This window comes from Candidatus Delongbacteria bacterium, from assembly GCA_020634015.1.
Taxonomy (GTDB): domain Bacteria; phylum CAIWAD01; class CAIWAD01; order CAIWAD01; family CAIWAD01; genus JACKCN01.
Map to the genome: position 1 here is coordinate 513144 of JACKCN010000002.1, position 18374 is coordinate 531517.

Annotated in this window: 8 protein-coding genes; all 8 read left to right on the forward strand. The window is 58.6% G+C overall.

Features of this window, described 5'->3' with window-relative positions; all coding sequences use genetic code 11:
- Positions 1–666: 666 nt before the first annotated feature.
- The 8 genes from H6678_06200 (at position 667) to H6678_06235 (ending at position 18373) form a co-directional block, all read left to right on the forward strand.
- A complete protein-coding gene (locus H6678_06200; protein ID MCB9473384.1) occupies positions 667–4062 on the forward strand; it encodes an SUMF1/EgtB/PvdO family nonheme iron enzyme in 3396 nt (1131 codons plus the stop codon).
- Between the two features lie 1081 nt (positions 4063–5143).
- Entirely contained in the window at positions 5144–6421 is a 1278-nt protein-coding gene (locus tag H6678_06205; GenBank protein ID MCB9473385.1) for a tetratricopeptide repeat protein, read from the forward strand.
- Between the two features lie 136 nt (positions 6422–6557).
- Positions 6558–13790, forward strand: coding sequence for a gliding motility-associated C-terminal domain-containing protein (locus H6678_06210; protein MCB9473386.1), 7233 nt, complete (start codon positions 6558–6560; stop codon positions 13788–13790).
- Positions 13787–15646 (forward strand): hypothetical protein, encoded by a 1860-nt coding sequence (locus tag H6678_06215; protein MCB9473387.1) that lies wholly within the window; start codon positions 13787–13789, stop codon positions 15644–15646. Before H6678_06210 ends, H6678_06215 begins: the two co-directional genes overlap by 4 nt.
- A complete protein-coding gene (locus H6678_06220) occupies positions 15643–16386 on the forward strand; it encodes a MotA/TolQ/ExbB proton channel family protein (GenBank protein ID MCB9473388.1) in 744 nt (247 codons plus the stop codon). Before H6678_06215 ends, H6678_06220 begins: the two co-directional genes overlap by 4 nt.
- A 3-nt stretch (positions 16387–16389) precedes the next feature.
- Positions 16390–16818: a hypothetical protein gene (locus H6678_06225; protein ID MCB9473389.1), complete on the forward strand. Its 429-nt coding sequence runs from the start codon at positions 16390–16392 to the stop codon at positions 16816–16818.
- Positions 16818–17366 carry a hypothetical protein gene (locus H6678_06230; protein MCB9473390.1) on the forward strand — a complete coding sequence of 183 codons (549 nt, stop codon included), beginning with the start codon at positions 16818–16820 and terminating at the stop codon, positions 17364–17366. The genes H6678_06225 and H6678_06230 overlap by 1 nt, the downstream gene beginning before the upstream one ends.
- The gene (locus tag H6678_06235; protein MCB9473391.1) at positions 17363–18373 is read left to right on the forward strand and encodes a hypothetical protein; all 1011 of its coding nucleotides are present in this window, start codon (positions 17363–17365) and stop codon (positions 18371–18373) included. Before H6678_06230 ends, H6678_06235 begins: the two co-directional genes overlap by 4 nt.
- The last annotated feature ends 1 nt before the right edge of the window (position 18374 follow it).

The window sequence follows — 18374 nt, forward strand, 5'->3', positions numbered from 1 at the left end:
TCCATCGAGGAAGAGGGCAGGCCAGGGTTTGCTGCCTGATGTTGCATGCCCGACCGGAAACACTAATCAAAAATCACCTGAATTCAGCAACTGCCAGTCCAGGGCGCATTATCGGAGAGGAGCGAAGGAATGAAAACTTGTGGATGGTTTTGGGTTCTGCTGATGGCATCCAGTGCTTTCGGCGAGTACCAGATTGACTTCGACCCATTGCTCCTGCCTGCAGGACATGGAGCACCGCAGGTAATTGGATGCATTGATGCCTTCTCGGGCCAGCCTCTGGGGTGTTTCAATGCCGTGATGTCCGGTCCTTCCGGCTTTCCCGAGATGTACCATGCCGTGTGGACCAATGACTCCCAGGTGGGCGCGGGGTACTTCACCAGCATGACACTCAGTTTTGAATGCGGAAACAATGTGGGCAGTTCCACCATCAACTTCGCCCCGTTCGAAATGGTCTTTTTCGAGGGACCGGCGGATCCGCCGAATTCCCCCATCGTTTGGCCGGGTCTGGATGGAAACATGGATTGTGCGGCCCCGGAAATACCTGCGGCATATTCCGAGAATTTCGATCACACGGGAGCTCTGCCCACAGGGTGGACCGTGCAGTCAATCAGCGGACAGAGAACCGTTCCCTGGGCACCGCTGAATCTGGGTGGTTCCAATTGGGCTGTGTCCACCAGCCACTCTGCATTCGATCCGGTATCCGAGGAATGGCTGATCAGCCCGACCCTGGACATGTCATGGTGGCGTGATCTTCAGCTCACATTCGAACACGAATATATCGAGGCAGGGTCCACTGCAAGCGTGCGTTATTCTATCAACAACGGCCTCTCGTGGAACAGTCTGCAGGTTTTTTCTGGTTCTGTCTCGGGCACTTACAATGGTGACATTTCTTCCTGGGCCGATGGCTCGTCCTTCATCAGGCTGGCGTTCCAATTCACTGCCGCGCCCGAGATCGGGGGGGCGTCCTGGTGGCTGGACAACCTGCTGCTCAGCGGTGTGCCTGTTGAACCTGTCGCGTCCAATCCGGTGCCATCCCAGCCTCCTGCTGTCTGGACGCAGGTCACTGGTCAGATTGGATGCACCTGGAGCCACCCGCTGGGGGTGGCTGGAAGCCAATTGCAGATGCGTGTGGATTCCAATGGAGATGGGGACTATCTGGATGGTGCGGCGGAATCATGGGTATTCGTGCCACCGTACACATCCGCGTCACAGATCGATCTTGCAGAAACCGTCGGATTCAACTCGAATGGCATGTTCCGATATGAATTCAGAGCACGCACCGATGGCGGCGAGTGGGGATATTCGGGAGACGGATCCATCGAGGGCATCAGCGACGACTGGTTCGTGCTGATCTTTGCCGATCTGGATCCACCGGCTTTCTCGAACTTTCTGCCCAGCGGTCAACCCGAGCCCGCCTGGCAGCCTTCGCTTGCAGCCACTGTCGGCTGTACGATCAGTGACAGTGGAACAGGCATCGACGGATCCACGATCGAATGGCGTGTGGACTGGGATCACAATGGTGGATTTGGTGGGGGTGCGGAAGACTGGCAATCGTTGGCGGGATACGGCAATGGGCCGATGATCGTTGTACAGGAGCCGCTTGCCCTTCCGGAAGATGGTGTGTACCGTGTCGAGTTTCGCGCCAGCGATCTGTTCGGGAATACTGCCTCGACCGGTGCTGGCATCATCGTCAGAGCCGATACGACTCCGCCGCCAACCAGTACACTGTTCGCCACGGGGGCTGGCAACAACTCCATCGAATTGTTGTTCTCCCAGGTCCAGGACCTCAGTTTTGACCGATACGAGATTCATGTGTCACAGGATGATCAGGTCACACCTGATGACCCGGTCTGGGGTCCCCAGCAGGATCCATTGCTGTCCAACCAGAATCAGGGTTCCACCATCGTCGCCGGCCTGCAGCCGGGTACGGAGTACTGGTTCCGCCTGTGGGCATTCGACAGTGCGGGAAATGAAAGCAATGGTTCCAATACGGTGCGACGTGTCACGTCGGGAACACCGTTGGCAAGAATCAATGATCTACATGCACAAGTCGATTCCCTTGGTGTACTGCTCAGCTGGTCGGAGCCACTCGTGGACATCAACGGAATCGCTCCGGTCGCAATTCAGAACTATGAAGTACACGCTTCGGATCAGCCATGGTTCCAGACCGGTCCTGAGACGCGTGTGGCCATCACGACTGAGCCGGAGTATCGCGTGCCTCAGGCCCGAACCAACAATCTGCTGGCGAACTATCGCGTGGTCACGATTGGCAGTGGGCTTGGGTCGCCAGTGACTGGAATGATCCAGGTTCCGGCGGGAAACTTCACCATGGGTCCCGACCCACTTGGGCGTGGGTCCGCCCATGCGGTCCAGATTTCACGCAGTTTCTGGATGGATGCCACGGAAGTGACCAATGAGGATTTCCGCGAAGCGCTGCAATGGGCACTGGACAACGGAATGGTTGCCGTTAGTGATACAAGTGTGACAGCGTACGGGCGTGAACTTCTCGACCTCAACGACGAGGATTGTGAGATAGCATTCGATGGACTCGCCGGAGAATTCAACTTGCGCCAAGTGAATCATTCCACGGAATACGGTGGCCCTGGCCATGCGTATCCAGATGGGTACGAAGTCGCCCGCCATCCCGTCAAGGAAGTCAGCTGGTATGGTGCCGCCTGCTATTGCGACTGGCGCAGCATGAGGGATGGTCTTCCGCCATTCTACCTGGGGAACTGGGACGTGAGTCCTGCTCATGATCCGTATCCTGCCGCAGGATATCGTTTGCCTACGGAGGCGGAATGGGAATACACAGCCAGGTTTGACGACGGGCGGGAGTACCCCTGGGGAAGTACGGAACCTTTGGGATGCGGACTGGCCAATCTCAACTGCATTGGATGGTCAAAATCCGTGGGGCTGTATGAAGATGGAAAGTCCCTGCTTGGGCTCTATGATTTGATTGGCAACGCACTCGAGTATACGAACGACTACTTTGCGACTGAGTATGTGCTGTCCGAACCAGTGGATCCCATCGGACCGCCGTCCGGCCTGAACAGGGCTTGCAGGGGCAGCGACTTCGGCAGTGCGCCACTTGTCTATGCGATGGCTACCACACGTCAAGCCAGCAGGCCCGCCGGGAGTGCTGCGTGGATTGGTTTCCGGACCGTCAGAACGAATCTGGCGCCCACCGTCACCATCCCGGAGATGTTGCCGGTTCCTGCTGGAAGTTTCGAGCAGGGGCAATTGGGATCTTCAAATGCCACGCCCGTGCATGATGTCACACTGACTCATCCCTTCGAGCTGAGCCGGACGGAGATCACCAATCGTCAGTATTTGGACGCACTGGTCTGGGCCCTGGCTCATGAGCTGATCCAGGCCACTGAAACATCGGTCATGGCGTACGGCATCGAGCTGTTGGATCTTGACAGTGGCGACAGCCAGATTGCCTTTGACGGTGAGCACTTTCTGTTGATTCCGGTGCTTGATGGTATCTACCAGGGCGGCCCAAGCGACGAATTGCCGGTGACGTCGGTCAGCTGGCACGGAGCCGCGTGTTACTGTGACTGGTTGAGCCTCATGTCCGGACTGGAGCCGTATTACAATGGTGAATGGTCGCTTGTCCCCGGTACCCACAATCCGTATGAGGCGGCGGGTTACCGCTTGCCAACAGAGTCGGAATGGGAGTTTGCGGCACAGTACAACGATGAGCGGCCCTTCCCGTGGGGATCCGATGTTCCCGATTGTTCGATCCTGAACTATGACAGTGGCGATTACTGCGTCGGGTGGCTCGCCCCGGTGGGATCGACACCAGCCGGTGCAACCAGTCTGGGTTTCCTGGACATGGGTGGTAATGCCTGGGAGTGGACCAACGATTGGTTCAGCCTGTATTCGAGCAGTTCACAGATTGATCCCGTGGGACCGAGCACGGGTCTCGGCAAGGTCCGTCGCGGCGGAAGCTGGAGCAATACTCTTGGGTATCAGACCTGTGGAATCCGCTTCCACCCCTACAATCCCGGGCTGCCCCACCGTGACGTAGGCTTCAGGATTTGCCGGACACTGGATTAGAATGATCACCTGAATCATGCGTTGTCTGATTCAGGCTGATGTGCGACAACAGGATTCCGGCCCACCAACGATGGTGGGCCGGAATTCTTCAAGGTGAAAAATCTCCTGTGACTTCTTCGGGGGCCCGATCGGGCACTCTATCCTTTGACAACCAGTGGAATTGAATTCCACCTGCTCTTCCCCTTTGGTGTAGTAGTAGACTCCATGTTGCTTGACTGGCGACACAGGAATTGGCCATCAACAGGTGTCGCAGTTATTAGTACCTGTTTCGGTTCTACTCACTCCGCCCAGCCAGAATTCCATTTCGCCATGAAGAAGCCCGTGTGCAAGAGGGGTGTTGCAACAAAGCAACGTGCGGACTGCATGCTGGGGGGAAGTCGGCTGGCCGCACGAACCCACCGGCACAATCGAAGCTCAGGGTAAACCTGAAATCCATCGTATTCCTCGAGGAGAATCTGGCACTGACTTTGCAATCAATGGAATTCGGCAGGCACTGCCACCAGATTCTGAACGTATTTCCACGTGCCGTATTCGCGCATTTCAGCGGAGTGATTCTGTGCAGATGCCGGGTCTAGCTGAATGGATCCCAGCCCTACACGGTCCCGCATTTTCAGAAATCCGGCAGAAGGAAATGGGAACAGTCGTGCAGTGCTCCGATCCGTTCCGGAAATCCTGAAACGCTTTTTCCTGTTCATTTTGCAGGGTCAATCACGTTGCACTATTCGGAAAGCATTCTGAAGTTGGTGCAAACCGGTGCAGCAGCTTGCTTAGGGCTGTCATAAGCTTGGAAAACAATCCGGAAGCAGCTCAAAGATTCATGATGAGCCATCCAAGCGAATGATCATTCGACCCGGATCGTCAGGATTCATGCGTCTGACTGGTCATGGGCTCATATCTGAAGCGTGCGCAATTCTACCCCCACCAAGGTGTGAAGTCCGGATCTGCTGAACCTTCAATCAAATATCCCAGCCACACTTGACAAGCAGCAATCTGCCTGAGGGGAGTGGCCATGCAAGGAATGAGACACGTCGTGATCAAGGCTCGGACCGCCTGTGCCATCCTGTGGGCAGGAACATTTCAGATGCGACACACCTGCAAGCAGTTGTCCATCGTTTCTGTGTGCGCGCTCGTGTTCCCAGGCCTCTTCCAGGGCTGCCTGAGTCGTGGGTATCGCAATGTGTACGAGGCCTGGGCACGGCAGGACTACCCGGGTGTGACCCGTATGGTCGCAGAGCATCCGGAACCGGGAGCCGAACTGTGTTTTCTGCAGGGGGATGCCAACCGGAATCTGCGTGCGTACGCGGAGATGCTGGCAGCATTTCAGCGCTGTCAAGAGCTCAGCAGTGAATACGATGCACTCATCACAAACCGACAGGAGGTCGCCTGGGGATTTGAACACCATGAACTGGACAGCCTGGTGGCCAGGAACGCACTGGAAGAGTCGGCGGAACGTTTTCCCGTCGTGGATCCACTTGGCGCAGGACGACTGGACTATCTGGAGCTGAAGGCATTCGTGCTGGATTCCCTGCGCAGAGACGAGGAGGCACGAAGCTGCTACAGACAACTGCTCGACAGTGGGCAGGGGGATGCGGACCGCTGGTCTGATCGACTGGTTTTGTGCTTCACCAGAGACCGGATGTGGAATGAAGCATTGGAACTGGTCCAGTCGCAGTTGTTGCGTCACCCCCGCGAACTCCGCTACCATCTGGCACGCATCACCCTGTTCGAGGTGCTGCAGCAACACGTTGAGGTGGTCGCTGCCATTCAGTTGGCGGAGGGACTCTTTTCGGATAGGTTGGAATTCAGCATGGCGGTGGGAGTATACTATTTCAATCAGCGAGACTGGACAACGGCGGCCCATTATTTCGACAAGGTGGTGACCGTAGACAGTACGAATCCACTTGCCTGGTACCGGCTTGCGCAGTGCCTCTTCAACAGTTACGACTTCCTGGAAGCCCAGAAGAACTTTGACCGTGTGCTGCAGCTGATGCCGGATTTTCTGCAGATCCGTTCCTATTACCGTGTACTCGCGCTCCATCTGGGGCGCGAAGATGATTATGCCCGGCACTTTGGTGAGCAGCTGCTTGAATTCGATGTGTCTGACCTTGGCAGTACAACCATCAGTGACCAGGACGTGGACCGACTGCTACGGGAACTTGAACAGCCTTTCTACGATGCGGTACGGGAATGCGCCGCTGCACGTGCACGGCCCCTGACTGCCGTAACCGCCGTCCCCGATGCAAAGCCGCTGTCGCAAATGCCGGAAAGCCTTGATCCCACTTTGATGCACGACAAGCAGGCCATGCCGGCGGACAGTCTGGGCCGTCTGACAGGGCCGCCCGAAGGATCGAACAATTGAACTCCTGCACCGAACCGAAATCTCCGGGGGCTCCATGTTCCTGAGTCCGTGCTGTCTGTTGCTGAATGCCCTTGAAGTGTTCTGTCAGGTACCGACGCCCGGGTTCCATGCAGCGCACATTGATCCTCTCACTGAGATGAATTCGATGCGTGTCGCGGGCACGCCTGGCTGGGACGTGACCAATATGGATTCGGACTTTCGTGTCCGGGGAGTGCTCAGCGGCGATCTGACAGATTTCTACCAGATAGCCATGCAGGGGACAGACCTGCTTCTGTCGGCGGATCCGGCGGACCTGATCCGGAATGTCCAGCCGGGTGACTGGATCACGGTGGAAATTCTGCCGGGCATCACGGAAGCCGGCGGAACCTATTCGGGGTCGTTCCAGTGGAAGTTCCAGTCCGGGGGGGGCGGTTTTCACGACTCAGCTTCCCTGGCCGACATGGTCGATGTGCAGCCAGCTCTTTCGCAGAGCCTGACCATGTCCCACACCGTGGATCTGAACAACGATCACCTTCCAGATCTGGTGCTGCTGGCCGGAACCCAGATCCACTTCTACACGTCCTCCTACTGCCCGTCGGACGTCAATTCGGGACGACTGCTCAACTGGTCCCAGACCCTTGATGGCATCAGCGATGTCAACAGCAGAGGGCGGCTCTATTACATCATCGACGGTGACATAGACAATGATGGCTTCCCGGACCTGTTGCTCTTTCACCGTTACAATCTCAACGAAGCCTACTACCTGCACAATTTGACCACGGGAATTGGAAATCCGGTGGAGTTTACCGCGCCATCCGTCAACAATCTGGATTTCCTCACGCCCGGCGATGGCATCCTGAAAATGGCCGACATCGCGGATGTAACGGGAGACGGGCTTCCCGATGCGATCATTCTGCGTGAATCCACCCTGCAGATCCATCCGGGTACAGGCAACTTCAATGCACCTTTCCAGATACCCGCGCCAGCCGGTGCCAGCTACAGTCACACGTACTACCTGACTTCCTTTGCCGTGATGGACGTGATGGACGAATTCGGCAATCCCGGCGCGGACGGCAAGCTGGAGATCCTCGTGGGCCATCTGCAGCAGCCGGCCTCCCGTTCGCCAGCCTTCGGCCAGTTCTTCCGCTGGGATGGCAACGGTCTGGTCAACACAGGGGTGGGATTCCAGATTGAAGCCGCTGCCAACGATGAGCGCCTGGCTTACCAGTTCGAGTTGCTGCCTGACACCAGAGGCGCGGGGGGGCCGGATCTTTTCTACCGAGAATTGCCCGGCCCATTCCACCGCTTCCTTGAATGGGATGGAAATCCTACGGGCCTGTATCCAATGCCCACGGAAGAATTCCTTGGCGGCGCGGGCAGTCGCAAACTGGCCTCCATACTGGGACAGGGCGGGAATCCGGGACTGCTCTACCTGCGTGACGTCAACCCGGCGAATCCAGCCGAGGGGCAGATCCTTGAGGTTGTGGACGATGTTTACAACGCCGTGGAGCAGCCCATTTCGTTTCCCACCATCCTCGAGGATCCGCTATCTGCGGGGGCGGTTCTCAGCGTGGCCGATTTTGATCTGGATGGGGACCAGGATGCGCTTGTGATCCATGAGGAAACACTGACAAACACCTGGGAGTTTCACTATCTGATCGATGGCGGACGCTGGAACCTTCCAACACTGCTGCGCTGGCAACTGCATGGTGGCGGAGATGCACCGGGGTACATCTTTCCCGACATCTGCCTGGGGGACACGTCGAGCATCGAAGTGGACCTGTATCTGGACCCGGACGAAGCCCCGGGAGTATCCGTGATCATCGACGCACTGGAAATCACGGCAGGCGGGGATCCGGATTTTCCCGATGTAGCCAGTTTCGATGTCGTCACAGTGAACGGTCAGCCCTGGTCCGGTGCACCGCTGCCGATGTCGCACGGGGACACCTTGCACGTAGTACTGGATTTCAGCACCCAGGAAGCACGGCCGCATGCGACACAACTGGAATGCCGCTGGCATGTTCCTCAGGGTGCCAGTGACTGTTACTGGATGGAAAGACGCATTCTCACCGGTTCGGCCAGTGCGCTGGCGCTGGCCTGGAACTATCTGCCGGATGGTTCAGGTCCGGTGGCAGTGAATCAGTTCGACTGGGAGACGGTCTGCGCGGGAAACACCTTCGATCCGGTTCAGGATGGCTGCCCCGTGGACCCGGAGGCGGAAGGCTGTGTCGGTAGAAACTTCCAGCTGGTCAACACCAGCGAACTGCCGGTTGTGCTTACGGGCCTTGTGGTGGAGCAGGACGGAAACCGTGAAGGTCTGATTCCATTCTGCACCGGGACGGACCTGACACTGCCCTTGCACCTTGAAGCGAATGAGGCACGGGATTTCAGTCTGTGGTTCTGTCCCGGACCCGGTGCCCCTGCCAGCTACCTGTTCGAGGATGGCTTCTACCTGCGAGCGGAATTCGAGGAATGTGGCACGGAGTGGAATATGGCCTATTGGTCGGATCCAGCCAACAGACTGTTGCTGCAGGCCAGCAATTTCTGCGACTGCCCGGTGCTTGCCTTTGATCATGACCCGGGCACCGTTCTCCCGCTGGTACCCTGCTATGACCAGATCGGTGAAACCTGGCCGGCCTGTGATCCGACCGGTACACATCGTAGCTCGTGGGAGGTCCAGGCGGCACCTTTCCGCTCGCACTATGTCTGCGATTCCCTGAGTATGGCTTTGCGGGATGAGAGTACCGGCGAGTTGCGACCCGCACCCTGGCGGAATGCCTTCTGCTTTCAGGAACGGGGTGCTGGCGGAGTCTGGCAGCCCCTGAATTCCCCCATCGATCTTGTGGGCGGGATCGTCAGCCTCTCGTTGTTGGTGCAGCCCGAAGAGGATCCGGACTTTCCGTGCGGCACTACCCGGGTGGTGATCGTGGCACACAACCGCTCGTGTGGCGTGGATCCGGATGGAGATGGACAGTGGCAGCCCGGCGATGAATGGGTACCGGACGTGTTCACCTGGGACGTGGACGTCTGTTATGTCTGTGACCCGAACCTGACCTGTCTGGATGTCCGGGACCGCACGGACTATTCGGATCCGGCTTGCGGTGGTGTTCCGGGAACCGTCCCTCCCCAGGTCCAGTTCAATGACGAGAGCAACGCCGCCTGCGACACTCCCATCTCCACCTGCTTCACGTTCTACAACAACAGTCCCTGGTCCATGCAGATCACGGACTGGTCCTCGGAACCCGGCCTCTCCATGTTCGCGATTGACGGTCAGGACCCACAGCGATTCGTGTTGCCGCCCGTCTCCGTCGGCTCTCCCTTGCGGATAGATGCCTACAGCGATTTCGACCTGGTGCTGGATTATCTGCCTGGGACCACCAATCCACTGGGTGAGTGGCACACGGCCACGCTGACACTGTCGGGTGGCCCGGCGTGTCCGGGCCAGGTGCTGCTGGAGCGTGATCTGGCCGCATTCTCCCGCTGTGATCTGACCTATCCAGTCGTATTGCTTGGACCGGCGGAGGTGTGGTTTCCCGGCACCCAGATCTGGGATCTGGGCGAGCTGTGTTATCAGGGACCTCGCACTTGCGACGTCCTTGACGAGAATGGTGGATTGTTCTGGCCCCTGACGCTGCTCAACCCTTCCGCGCAGTCCACACGGGCTTTCACGCTGTCCGATGCCACGCTCGGCGACACGGACAATCTGGCTTTGTGGGTTCACCCGGATGGAGAACTCTGGCAGCCATTTGCCGACGGGGGGGCTCGCACCGTGCAACTGGACGACTCCCTGCATCTGGCATTGGTGGGGTGCTGGACCTGTGCCTGTACCGGCACCACCCTCTCCGATTCCCTGGAACTGGTGATACCGGAGCCGCGCTACGACACCGATCAGTATCTGTCCGACGAGCCGATGCGAGTCCGGATGGAAGCCAGTGTGGGCTGCGACGGCCAGGCCGTGGCGGAGATGGATTCACTGACCCTGCAGATCTGTGCGCTGCGTTCCGTGGCACTGAATGTCTGTGATGCCGCAGTACCTGCGGCGATGGACACGGTACGACTTCAGAACACCTGCGCGATCGACCTGCAGATTCTGTCCTGGACCCTGGATGCCGCGCTGCAGCCGGAAGTGTGCGTCACACTTCTGGATGCACTGGTACCCGCCGGTGTGTTCGGTGACAATCTGCAGGTGGCATTCCGCCCTCAGTTCGGTGTACAGGCACCTCATGTGTCGGGCTATCTGACCATTGTGCTTGAGGCCGCGGATGGTTTCTCCGTGGCACCGGGTCCGCTGCAGATCTGGATTGACGCTGCCGGTGAGTTGCCAGCCGTGACCGAAGATCTGCCTGCCGCAGGGGATAGTCTGTTCTTCACGCCATTGTGTCCGGATCGTCCTGAAGGCAGCCCGATCGGTGCCCCCTGGGCGCAACGTGTTCTGGATTTCGGACTGGCAACCGCCTGTGCCGAAGGCCAATTGACGTGGAGCGCCAGTCTTTCCGGTCCGGACAGGGACCAGTTCAGTCTGGTGTCGCTGCAGTCAACTGTCGACGGAACCGGTGGGCTGGCTGAACTGAGTCTGATCCATTGCCCCGAGATCGGTCTTGCTGGTGAGCATCACGCCACCCTGGACATACAGGTATTCGGTGACTGGGACCCAGGAACGATTCTTGCCAGTTTCACACGCCAGATCAGGGGTGAGAGTTACGGCAGCGGGTCCTCGCTCACGGGAAGCTTCGCCCTGGAAGATTCACCCGTCGCCACGGTGTCCTTCTGTCCCTTCCGATTCAGCGACCAGGCCGCAGGACTGGACCTGCAGCTTTCACTGCAGAACACTGCGGCGCCGGTGACTGAACTGCAGATTGCAGGATCCGTGATCGCCACAGGTTTCAGTGGCTCCGTTGAGACGATATCACCGCCCGTCGACGTGGACGGCAATGGGTCTGCTCAGTGCGGGGTGCGCTTGCTGCTGGATCCACTGACCGGGGATTGCCTGGATCCACTGGATGGTGCACTGAATCTGCAGCTGGATTGGCAAGCATGCGATGGTCCGCGTGATACGCTGCTTGTGCTCCCTTTCACCCTGTCCTGTCTGACGTCCAACCTGACACTTTCCGGCGGCCTCGTTGAAACCGTGGCCATGTGTCCACCCTGGGATGGATTCAGCACGGCACAGGGCAGTCTGTCCCTCACGAATGAAGGGGATCCCCTGGCGGGCCAGGCGTTCAGGATCCGGGCGGCCGATCACGACTGGCCTGGAATCCCTGGAGACTGGGAAGTGTTGGCGGACTGGACCGCACTGCCCGAATGGCTGCCGGCGGGCGACAGTGGTGTGTGGCCACTATCCCTGCAACTGTATCCGGGTGCGGATCTGGCGGTCCAGCAGCAGCAGCTGACGGACTGGCCCCAGGCCTGCAGTGGTCCTTTGACGGGACTGGAGTGGCCGTTGCAATTCGAGCGGGCCTGCATCGTGGAAGAACCCGTGCTGGCCACACCTGGCCCACTGGATCTTTGCGGTGATCTGGACGGTCAACCCGGCCCGGACAGGGAACCGGAGCGGGGTCTGGAAACGCTCCAGTTGAGACTGCAGCCGACCACAGATACCGGCGTTCCCCTTGAAATAACTGGCTGGCGGTTGAAACGCGGCGGTACCGATTTTCCTGCCACACAATGGGGAGACACAACACTGTTCGCCGACGAGTTTCCCGGAGAACTGGAGTATGAAGGTCTGGGACTCTGGCAACGGCTGCTGGCACTCCCCGCGGATACACTGGATCCAGGAAGCACGGTGCAGATCGACCTGGAAAACCAACTGGTGGGTTTCTGGCCCGATTGGCGGATCAATCCTCCCGAAGAACCATTGCTTCTGGGCAATCTGGCACTGGAGCTGGACTGGAAGTCCATCTGGGACACACAGGTGAACACACTGACATTCAGTGTGCCGCTGCGCCGTGTGTGCGAATTTCCGGAACTGCTGATTCCGGACAATCTGGATTTTTCCTGGGCATGTCAACCAGTATTGCATGCGCCACTGGCACTCGAGCACGGTCTCCGGGATGTTCCCCTGAACGTCTGGCTGGAGTTGCCAACGGGGGGGCCGTTTCATTTTGAATATGGGCTTGCGCCACTGGCCGCTGCTGTACACAAAGGCGGGAGACGGACCGCATCACAGGTGTGGCGACTGGATGCGCTCCCCGTACCCATGGAAGGGCTTGCCGTCGACATGGGCTTCACGGCACCCGTCAGCCGCGACTTCGACCAGTCTGCCACACTGAACATCTGGTCCAATCATCCCCGCAACCACTGGAGTGTGTTCGGTGAACCGCTGACCATCGATCTTCATGCGCAGCACGTGGCGGCAGTGCCCCATGCGGAGGCGATTCCCGCGAATCCCAGTCTGCAGGATCCCGGATGTGATGCACAACCCCAGAACTTCACGGTGCAGGTGCAGGGCTGGAACTGTCGCTCCCTGCGTGCTTTCATCGACAGTCCCGCTGGTCCCTATCGGCTGAGTCTGGCCCTCGCGGAAGACTGCAGTGCTCCGCGGGATACACTGGACATTCCTTCCTGGCAACTGGATGATTTTGAGCTTTGTCTGAATCTGACCACGGTGGACGGCGTTCCCCGCACACTGGATGCCTGGACCGGCCAGTTCATGCTGCATCTTGAAGACGAACAGGGCGAAGTGCTGGTGTTGCCCATCCCGCTGGATGTGCTGCCCTGCGATGTGAGCCTGCGTCTGTTCCTGGGCACACCGCCGGGCACCAATGGCGACGAGTTCAGAGGGGAACCCTGGGAACGCCAGTTCGAGCTGCCCTTTGGTGTTGAAATCACCGGTGGGCCCGTGGCCGCACCCGTGCTGGTGCGGATACACGATTCTCTGCACTTGACAGGTGGTTCCAGCGTCAGCAACCCGGACCGGGAATGGATCGGTGGCGCAGGGTTGACCTGGCTGCAGGATACGGTGCTGACGGGAACCGCCCTGTACGATTTCATTGGCATGGGCCAGGCCCAGGCCTGTCTGGATCTGCTGCGGCCCATCAACCTGCAGCACGAGTGGATCGTCTTCCAGGACTCACTGCTGTGTCTGAGCAATGACACCGACGTGCAGCCATTTGAGCTCAATCGCAACGTGGTGACACCCAATGGTGACGGAATCAACGACGAGATCTGCTTCGTGTTCCAGCGTGGGTATGATCTTTCGCGAATGAAAGTCGGTGTGTATTCCCTTTCGGGGGTGGAAGTCCATCGCGCCCGTCCGGACGATTCACAGCCGCGTGTCTGTTGGGATGGCCGGGGACCCGACAACGGAGAACTGCTTCCCGGGCCCTATCTCTACGCGGTCTGGATCGGCAGCGAGGTGAAGTATCGCGGTCAGTTGGTGCTGATCAAATGAAATGCCCCATCCTATTCATCGCCGGGTTGCTGGCTCTGTGCGACATGGCCCATGCCCAGGGCGCATACGTTACCGCGGACCCGACCCATCGCAGTTCACCGGGGTCGGTTCTTGGCAACCCGGCCCTGGCCATCGGCAGCGAACAGTTCGTGGTGGGCATGAAAAGCCATCAGATGGGCGCGACGGGTTCGGCGTTCGGATTGCGCACGCTCTTTCTCAGCTATGCCTCCCCGGGATTCCTGCCCACGGGAGCAATGCTGGGTGTGGAAATGTTCAGCACAGGACAGTACCAGCGCAATCGACTGCTGGTGGGATATTCGACAACCGTGAGACGTGATCTTGATCTTGGACTTTCCCTGGGTCTGCATCACATAAGTTATTCGGGATTTTCCGGGGACGAGCTGCAGAGTAATGATCCGCTGTTGAGCAGCCCGTCAAAACTGGTCGCGGTGGTCAATGCAGGAGCCCGTTACCGCTGGAATGATCTTGTGCTTGGCCTGGGACTGGAAGACATCAATCGCCCCAATGTGGCCCTGGGCAGTCAGACCAGCCGTCTGCCCCTGAGATACAGTCTTGGATTGAGTCTGGAACTGGGAGCGATCAACCCTTTTCTGCAATTGAGCAATCGCAACACCTGGCTGGCCAACCCCGGTCTTTTCGGCAAGGACATGACCATTGGCATCGGTTTGAATCTTCAACTGGGCAGCCAGGGATACCTCAGTGGAGGGTTCCAGGACCGTTCACCCTCCCTCGGGGGTGGGGTGATGGTTTCCGACAATCTGCAGAGCACGGTGCGCTACGAGCCCGCTCCCCGGGAGCTGTCGGACTTTTCATTCGGTTCCACGACCCTGGCCCTGGTCTGGGATCTCGTGTGGCTCAGTGAATTGTCCGTGATCCCGGGCGGCTCGGTACCGGTTCATGGTCTGCTGCCGATTCGTCCCCTGCAGGATCATGTCGTGGAGGACAAACGGGAGTTTTTCATTCTTTCGCCCATTTCCGAATTGTCCGTGGTGCAGACCGAAGTCAGCCGTGAAATCGACTTTGACGAACTGCGACGTCTGAAGCAGACGACCCTGCCCATCTGGGCCCTGATCCCCGCGGATGCACAGGGCAACATGGTGCACACGGGCACCGCCCTGCCCGACAGCGTGGCCAGTCTGTCACTCACCCAGCGCCAACCGGGCATGGAACTGCCGGATCAGTGGGGATTCTCCTCGCGGTATTACACCGAAATGCAGACGTCCCGCATCGAAATGGACCGTCAGCGCACCAAGGTGGGTGTGGTGGCCCTCACTGGGGATGCGCTGGACCAGGCGCTGGTGCTGCGCGACGTGATGGAAAGCCCCATGGGTGGACTTGAAATGCGTTACCTGCTGGATCCGCGGGGGCGCGTGCCCATTGGGGATCTGGAAAGTATCGTGGAACGCCTGCGATCCGAGCGGCGCTACCATCTGAACCATCGTGAGTACAGGCTCTGGATTGTTCCGATCCACATGGAAGATTTTGCGGGCAACTGGCAGGTGACCGTGGAGGACGCACTGGGATCCACGGTGAAGAGCTGGGTCGGTCATGGTCTGCCGCCGGAACATGTGGACTGGGACTGGCGGCTGGCCAGCGGAGAGTACCTGGCACCGGGGGACTACACGGTAAGCATGAATTACGAGGATGGTGGCGAGCGCCGTCTCACAAGACCCCAGTATCTGCAGGTTGACCTTCTCAAGTGCAGCAAGCGCATCGAGATCAAGAGCAAAGCACCCGAATACAAACGAAACGTGGAATCGAAGACCTTCTTCCTGGGCTTGCAGGATCCGCCCGCTGAAGAGTCTGTCAACCCCAATCAAGGAGTCGAACGATGAAAGCGACGAGCATGGACCGTTTCCCGGTTCGCTGGCTGCTGACTGCGGCGGGTGTGGGAGTGCTGAACCTGGTCTCGATGGCAGCGGAAGTGGTGACGGATGGCGCCGGTGATACGGAGGGTACGACTTCGGTCATCATCAAATACTGGACCGACTGCCAGATTTTCCAGTATCCTTTGGGTTTTGTGTTCGTCTTCGGGCTGCTGGCCGCGTTCTACAAGTACTTGCTCAATCTGCGCCAGGCGGCTGTTGAGCAGGAACTTCTTGACAAGGTCCAGGCCAGCAGCGGCCACCTGGCAGAGCTGGTGGAACGGGCCCGCACACTGCGGGACAATCTCTTCGCTGTGATGATCGTCACCATCGCCAAGGCCGTGGATCACAATCAGCCCGAGCGCGTGGATGATCTGGTCTCCAGCTACCGCAGCCAGGAGGAGGAGCGCATGCGCAATTTCAGTCGCTGGATGACCTATCTCAGCGGTGCGTGTGGAGCCCTGGGTCTGATGGGAACGGTGCACGGACTCACAAGCACGTTCAACGGGGCCAACTGGGACAAAAGTACCGCGCTCAAGGGCATGGGTGTTGCCCTGGCCACCACCTTCGTCGGTCTGGTGTTCTCCCTGGTTCTGGATGCGGCGGCGGCCAGTGTGAACATGGCCCGGGAAAAGCGTGCACAGCGCAATCTCTCCCGCGCTGCGGATCTGAAGATTCTGGTCTATGATGCACTGGGAACACGGGAGTAATCCATGCTGCGACTGATCGACGTCGTCCTGATCGTGCTCTTTGCCGTCATGATGATCACCTCCATCAACGACCAGTTCGAGGTACGCCTGGTGCAGACCAGCAACATGCTGCCCATGCCCGAGGATGCACGGGGATTCATCATGGTGGGTCTGGGCGAGAACTCCAGCTTTCTTTTCAAATTCGGACGCGAAGTATACGGCCGTGCGGATCGTGAGAAGATGCTGGAGGAAATCCTCGCGGAGAAGGAAGCGATCCTGCAACACAACCGTGAGCAGACCGGTCAGCAGGCCAGCATGGAACCCCAGGTGCGTATCTGGGCCGACAGTCTGGCCCGCTGCGAGGACATCAAGCTGCTGGTGGACATCTGTCGGCAGGCTGAGATCGCCTGCGGACTGCTGACCGTGAAACAACGGGAGAAAGGGACCAACTGATGGATTCCAACGGACCCGGTGGTTCGATGGTCGTGCGCCTCATCGATGTGTTGTTCATTCTGCTTTTCGGCTACCTGATGATCGCGCGTTTTGATGTGAATGCGGAAACGGACATGCCCACCCTCGGCGATGGCAAGGTGTCGGACAACAGCAGGATTCTGGCTCTGACCCTGACGGTCTTTGGCGAGAACGACCGCTTCCTCTACAAGCTGGCCGTGAAGAATCCGGATCGTCCGGATCTGGCGGGAGCCATCGGTCTGGACCCATCCGGCTTTTCGGGCGAGTACAGTCTGGAAGGTCTGTGGGCCGTATACTTCAACGATCCCCAGCTCTTCGATCGGACCCTGGACTATCGCATCCACACAGTGGGGGATCAGCAGTTTCTGGTCAAATTCCAACCAAAGGACCGGGCACGTACCACGGACCTGTTCCGCATGGTGGACCTTTGCGCGCGCTACGAAATGTATGCTGCCAGCCCGCAACCGAAGCTTGGTGAAGAGCCCATTCCGCCGCGGATCGGCTTTGATTTCAGTGTGGAGTCGCAATGATGACGAAGGACGCTTCCACCGGACCCCGCCCCGGGCAAAGCCGATTGGCCCGTCTCAGCGAGGCCCAGATCCGTACACTGGCCGTGACCCTGACACTGTGTGCCGTGCTGTTGATGCTGCTGGTGGCGGTACTTGTTCAGTTCCCTGAGATCAAGGATCTGGTCGCGCCCAAACCGGAAGATTGGATCCCGTTTGTGACTGAACACGTGGTTCCACCACCGCCGCCCATTGATACGGCACAGGAGGAAGAAGCGGTGGAGGAGCAAATCGAATCCATTCCTCTGCCGGATCTTCCTTCCGTGGTTGATGAGCCGGACCAGCCGACAGCTGCGAGAACTGTGCAGATTGCATCTTCCCCCACAAGTGAGACAGCCACTCAGATCGACGATGCCAACCCAGACCGCACAGTCAAGTCAGATGCTGCAACCGTGGTCGCGATTGGCAAAAGCAGTTCCACCCAGGGAGCCCTCATCGAAAGTGATGACAATGGCACAGGGCATGGTTCAGACACGGACACCGATGTCACGCGCAGTGGTAGCCACATAAAGAAGAGCAAGAACGACGGGACCAGAATCGGACACACATTGAGCGGGCTGAGCAGGGGAATCTGCGATCGCAATGATCCCACCATGCATCTGGACGAACGCCTCGCCGCCGAACTAGACTGGCACAACGGTGACTGTCTGTATCAGGGTGAGGTGATGCACGAGGGTGTGCGCTGGGCTCTGTTCTTCTGCGCCAACCAACTCACACACAGTGTCTCCGTGCTGGCAGTCAAAGACTACAATGTACACGTTCAGGGCAAGCAAATTGCGAGGTTGTCCCGACTCAGGCTCGTCTCCGGCGGTGAGCAGATGGAACTGTCTGGTTATCGTAGTGGAAATATCCAGATCAACACAAATGGTACTTGGTATTGTGGGCTGAAAGACAATTCCGGTACAGGTGGAACAGCCCTCGAGACAAAGGCGATGATCGAGAACTGGTGGATTGCCGAGGGGCAACGATGAG

Coding starts and splice junctions, on each gene's coding strand:
- H6678_06235 (MCB9473391.1), top strand. CDS start 17,363: ATGATGACGAAGGACGCTTCCACCGGACCCCGCCCCGGGCAAAGCCGA.
- H6678_06210 (MCB9473386.1), top strand. CDS start 6,558: ATGAATTCGATGCGTGTCGCGGGCACGCCTGGCTGGGACGTGACCAAT.
- H6678_06220 (MCB9473388.1), top strand. CDS start 15,643: ATGAAAGCGACGAGCATGGACCGTTTCCCGGTTCGCTGGCTGCTGACT.
- H6678_06225 (MCB9473389.1), top strand. CDS start 16,390: ATGCTGCGACTGATCGACGTCGTCCTGATCGTGCTCTTTGCCGTCATG.
- H6678_06215 (MCB9473387.1), top strand. CDS start 13,787: ATGAAATGCCCCATCCTATTCATCGCCGGGTTGCTGGCTCTGTGCGAC.
- H6678_06205 (MCB9473385.1), top strand. CDS start 5,144: ATGCGACACACCTGCAAGCAGTTGTCCATCGTTTCTGTGTGCGCGCTC.
- H6678_06230 (MCB9473390.1), top strand. CDS start 16,818: ATGGATTCCAACGGACCCGGTGGTTCGATGGTCGTGCGCCTCATCGAT.